Source organism: Bartonella sp. TS25HLJMH (genome assembly GCF_042193505.1).
GTDB lineage: Bacteria > Pseudomonadota > Alphaproteobacteria > Rhizobiales > Rhizobiaceae > Bartonella > Bartonella grahamii.
In genome coordinates this window covers 1-4,074 of the sequence record NZ_JBHILV010000044.1, presented here as the reverse complement: position 1 = coordinate 4,074, position 4,074 = coordinate 1, and the positions used below count along the sequence as shown (strand labels likewise).

The 4,074-nt window shown below is 42.3% G+C and carries 6 protein-coding genes and 1 pseudogene; 5 read left to right on the top strand and 2 right to left on the bottom strand.

The features are described 5' to 3' along the window. From ACFINF_RS08830 to ACFINF_RS08815, 4 genes and pseudogenes are all read left to right on the top strand, one after another. Nucleotides 1–891: pseudogene (locus ACFINF_RS08830) on the top strand (phage tail protein); the annotation flags it as partial. A 5-nt stretch (nt 892–896) separates the two neighbouring features. Beyond that, nucleotides 897–1,277: a phage tail protein gene (locus ACFINF_RS08825; protein WP_375620534.1), complete on the top strand. Its 381-nt coding sequence runs from the start codon at nt 897–899 to the stop codon at nt 1,275–1,277. Then, the gene (locus ACFINF_RS08820; RefSeq protein WP_375620532.1) at nt 1,274–1,498 is read left to right on the top strand and encodes a tail protein X; all 225 of its coding nucleotides are present in this window, start codon (nt 1,274–1,276) and stop codon (nt 1,496–1,498) included. Before ACFINF_RS08825 ends, ACFINF_RS08820 begins: the two co-directional genes overlap by 4 nt. Continuing rightward, nucleotides 1,495–2,808 carry a phage late control D family protein gene (locus ACFINF_RS08815; RefSeq protein ID WP_375620531.1) on the top strand — a complete coding sequence of 438 codons (1,314 nt, stop codon included), beginning with the start codon at nt 1,495–1,497 and terminating at the stop codon, nt 2,806–2,808. The genes ACFINF_RS08820 and ACFINF_RS08815 overlap by 4 nt, the downstream gene beginning before the upstream one ends. Nucleotides 2,809–2,900: 92 nt before the next feature. On the opposite strand, the gene ACFINF_RS08810 is transcribed toward ACFINF_RS08815, so the two are convergent. Beyond that, the gene (locus ACFINF_RS08810) at nt 2,901–3,212 is read right to left on the bottom strand and encodes a DNA-binding protein (protein ID WP_208439803.1); all 312 of its coding nucleotides are present in this window, start codon (nt 3,210–3,212) and stop codon (nt 2,901–2,903) included. A 12-nt stretch (nt 3,213–3,224) separates the two neighbouring features. Further along, complete coding sequence (locus ACFINF_RS08805) at nt 3,225–3,548, bottom strand: type II toxin-antitoxin system RelE/ParE family toxin (protein WP_015857128.1); 324 nt, start codon at nt 3,546–3,548, stop codon at nt 3,225–3,227. Between the two features lie 182 nt (nt 3,549–3,730). On the opposite strand from ACFINF_RS08805, the gene ACFINF_RS08800 reads away from it, so the two are divergent. After that, the coding region (locus ACFINF_RS08800) for a lysozyme (protein ID WP_375620530.1) at nt 3,731–4,074 on the top strand (344 nt) is incomplete at its 3' end.

Sequence of the window (4,074 nt, the reverse complement as noted above, 5' to 3'; positions counted from 1 at the left end):
ACTCTGGGAAGATCACTGCTTTCAGCATTAGCCTCAGCTGCTTCTGCAGTTGCCAGTCTTGCTTTAACTCTTGTAGGTACACTGATTTCGGCAATAACTGCCGTTGGTTCTGCTTTTATATCGCTTGGTATCGCAATCATGACCACACCTGTCGGCTGGATCGCTGCCGGCATAGCAGCCCTTGTTGCTGCTGGATATCTGCTCTACAAAAATTGGGATACGGTAGTAAGCTTCATAAGCAACTTGTGGAATTCTTTTGCGAGCTTATGTAGTAACGTTTTCAATAACCTCTTGACGTTCTTTAAAAACTTTTCACCACTGACTTGGATTTCGAAAAAAATCAATGAACTCATTGAATGGCTGTTTGGTGTCGATTTAATGGAAGTAGGAACCAATCTGATTAACGGGCTTTGGGAAGGTATCAAAAGCCAATGGAATGCTTTGTCTGATTGGTTTAGCGGCATGATAAGCAAATTAACCAGCTGGATGCCTAATTGGATGAAAGAAAAGCTAGGCTTTAATGTTTCAATCAACAAAACTTCAACGAAGACTTTAAAAACCTTTACCGATGAAACTAATGCACGTGCAAAAAAAATGGTTGATACAGTAGTGGTTACAAATACCCCACCTGAAAAACGCAAGAGTGGTTTTAATACAAGTGTCATTGAAACAGGACAAATGCAGGCAACAAATAAAGTAGGTGCCTTTAAAGCTCCAAAGCCAATTACGGTTCATAAGCCCGTTGAAGTAGACGCCCGTGTAACCATTACAAATCTAAATATTTCAGTACCAAATGGTCTCAAGGACGAAATCAGAGACGCTGTCAATCAAGCACTTGAACGCTATGCAAAACAGCAACGTTTAGCCATAGCCTCTAGCCTTTCGGATTAAATACCATGATGTTAGCTTTGGGTAGTTTTATTTTTTCGATTGAAACAGCAGCTTATCAAACACTTGATATGTCTTATGGTGTTCCATGGGTAGAGCAAGGGCGATTGGGGAGAAAGGCTGCTCTTCAATTGCCTGCTGTTACAAATGCGGAATTTTCTTTAGCTGGTGTGATTTATCCAGATTTCAAAGGTGGTCACAGACAGCTCGAATATTTGCGACAAATAGCGCATATGGGACCTCACATTCTTGTGACCGGTCAAGGCAAAATCTTAGGTAAGTTTGTCATTCTTTCTGTAGAGGAAAAACAAAGCATTTTTCATCATAATGGCACCCCCAAAAAACAAGAATTTACAATAAAATTGAGAGAATATGGTGAAGACCTATGAGTGATCTTTACGTAACAAAAGAAGGTGATATGGTGGATGCCATTTGCTGGAGATACTATGCAAAGGGTCAACAAGCCCTTGCTGTTGAACGGGTCTATGCAGCGAATTTGGGGCTTGCAGACTATGGACCCATTTTAAAAGCAGGAATCACCATAGTTTTGCCGTCCCTCCCCTATCCGAAAGCCACACCAGTGATCAGAATTTGGGGTAGCAAATCATGAAACCTTTTTGCACGGTTCTGGCAAATGGAGAAGACATCACCAAAACGCTCATGGATTATGTTTTATCAATTGAAATTACCGATGAAGCAGAAAACAAAAGTGATCGTATCACTATAGAGCTTGATGACCGTGCGCGTGACAGTGATAACGGCTTTCTTGATATTCCTCTTATCGGGACAGTTATTTCCATAACACTTGGCTATGAAGGCGGAAAAAACCGCGATATGGGAGCCTATCTGATAGACGAAATTTCTGTAAGCAGCCCACCGCAAAGCTTAAGTGTTACAGGGCGCGCCGCATCAATGAACACATCTTATAGAACCCCAAAAAGCCAATCCTATCACCAGCAAACCCTTGGCAGTATTGTTCAAGAGATAGCACAGCGTAATGGCTATACGCCAAAGGTTGATCCTTCTCTTGCAAAAATCGTTGTGCGTCACATTGACCAAACAGCTGAAAGCGATATGGCTTTTGCTACACGCCTTGCAGAAGAATATGATGCGGTAGCAAAGCCCGTTGATGGTAAACTTGTTCTTGCCAAACGGGGTGAAGGCAAAGCCATCACCGGTGAAACACTCCCTATTATTGTTATTCATGAGAAACATTGCACCTCTTGGGATTTTAAATACAGCGCACGGGATGAAGCAGGTGCAGCCAATGGCTTAGAAACAGATGTGGGGGACGACCAAAAAGCCGCTGCTGATGCACGAGAACCAGAAGAGATTGATGATGATGAAAACTTTATCCATATGGATGACAGTGACAGAGCAACACCATCATCATCTGAATCGGAAAAAGCAGAAAAAGCAGAAACAACACCTGAGAAAGAAGAAGAGAAAAAAGGCGGTGTTCTCGCAACCTATCATGATTTACGCAGTGGTGAAAAAAAAGAAGTCAAAGTTGGTAATCCGCCGTTTCATGAACTCAAATATACCTATCATAACCAATCAGAGGCTGTTGCGGCCATTGCTGCTTATCGCAATAAATCATCACGCGGTAAGTCTTCTTTCTCATGTGATATCGGTGGTGATCCGTTTGTGCAAGCAGAAGCAAAGCTTGTTCAAGAGCCCCCTTTCCGCCCCTATATTCCAGCAGAATGGCGCATCAAAAGTGTTAAGCACAAACTTGATAAAACGGGTGGTTACACCACAAAAATAGAGTGCGAACTTTTTGATAAAGCGCAAGAAGATGCGGCTGGAAACGTTGCAAACACAACACCAGACAAGGATGATACCCTTGATCCAAACGCCCCACCAAACGCATGCGACGAAGGCGAAGGCGTCATCCATATGGATGAAGAGGATACATGATAGGTTATAAACTAGATGTAGAGCCCCTCATTAAAAATGATTGCTTAAATACCTCCCTTCCCCATCTTTAAAGGTGGGGAGTGGAACTAAAGTTACACGTGTGGAACTGGTCGTTCAAGAGGCTGTACAGCCAAACGAAACCCCATGGTACGCAGTAAAGCATTCAAGCTGCGGAACTCTGGATTACCTTTTTCTGAAAGTGTACGGTAAAGTTGTGTTGGGTTCAAGTTGGCTGCTTTAGCTACAGCTTGAACACCACCATAAGCTTTGGCCATTTGGCGTAGAGTTACAAGCAGCTCACCCTGATCACCATCTGCTAGGATTGCATCAAGGGTAGCTGCTGCCAACTCAGGATCATCACGGAATATTTCTGCCATTGCATCATCATGGTTACGGTCTTTCATTTTTGCACTCCTTTAATCTTCACGGTTTTGCCAATCACGCCAGCAAGCACATGCACGAGTGATATCAGTCTCTTGTGTTTTTTTGCTGCCACCGCATAATAGCAACAATACGGTCTTTCCAGATTGGACATAATAAACTCGGTAGCCAGGACCAACATTAATACGCAATTCATGAACACCCTCACGAAGCGGCTTGAAATCGCCAAAGTTTCCCTGCTCTAAACGATTAAGGCGGCGAATAATTGCAGTTTTAGCCTGCATATCACGGAGCTTTCGCAGCCAATCAGCTATCAGGTCTTTGCCATCAGAAGTAAGGTAGTGACGTATTTCAAACATGATGTATATTCGTTTATAAACGAATATTTGTCAAGAAAGAAATTAAAAGTTGAGAAAAAATCTTCTTTTATTCCAATGAAAAAGTGACATGAAGCTTAACCAAGCTATCTTTCCGAATGAGAAAGATGTCAATTTTTTAATCCAGCTCTGCTTTTTGCGGAGCTTTTTTTATGGAGAAGCATATGCGAAAAATATCATCAGAAGGGCTAGCACTTATCAAACAATGGGAAGGCTTGCGTTTAAACGCCTACAAAGATACCATTGGGGTGTGGACAATAGGTTATGGACATACAAACAATGCTGGAAAGCCTTTTGTTTATGAAGGCATGACCATCACGGAAAAGCAAGCAGAAGAACTTCTTTGCCAAGACTTAAGACAATTTGAAAATGCCGTTGAACGCGCTGTTACAGTTTCATTAACAGATGAACAATTCGCGGCGTTAGTGTCGTTTTGCTATAATGTAGGAACAGGAGCCTTTTGTAACTCGACACTGTTAAAAAAACTCAATCAAGGTGAATATGAAGC

Excerpts from the sequence above, each read along its gene's own strand:
- ACFINF_RS08825 (WP_375620534.1), top strand. The coding sequence starts at position 897 with ATGATGTTAGCTTTGGGTAGTTTTATTTTTTCGATTGAAACAGCAGCT.
- ACFINF_RS08820 (WP_375620532.1), top strand. The coding sequence starts at position 1,274 with ATGAGTGATCTTTACGTAACAAAAGAAGGTGATATGGTGGATGCCATT.
- ACFINF_RS08815 (WP_375620531.1), top strand. The coding sequence starts at position 1,495 with ATGAAACCTTTTTGCACGGTTCTGGCAAATGGAGAAGACATCACCAAA.
- ACFINF_RS08810 (WP_208439803.1), bottom strand. The coding sequence starts at position 3,212 with ATGAAAGACCGTAACCATGATGATGCAATGGCAGAAATATTCCGTGAT.
- ACFINF_RS08805 (WP_015857128.1), bottom strand. The coding sequence starts at position 3,548 with ATGTTTGAAATACGTCACTACCTTACTTCTGATGGCAAAGACCTGATA.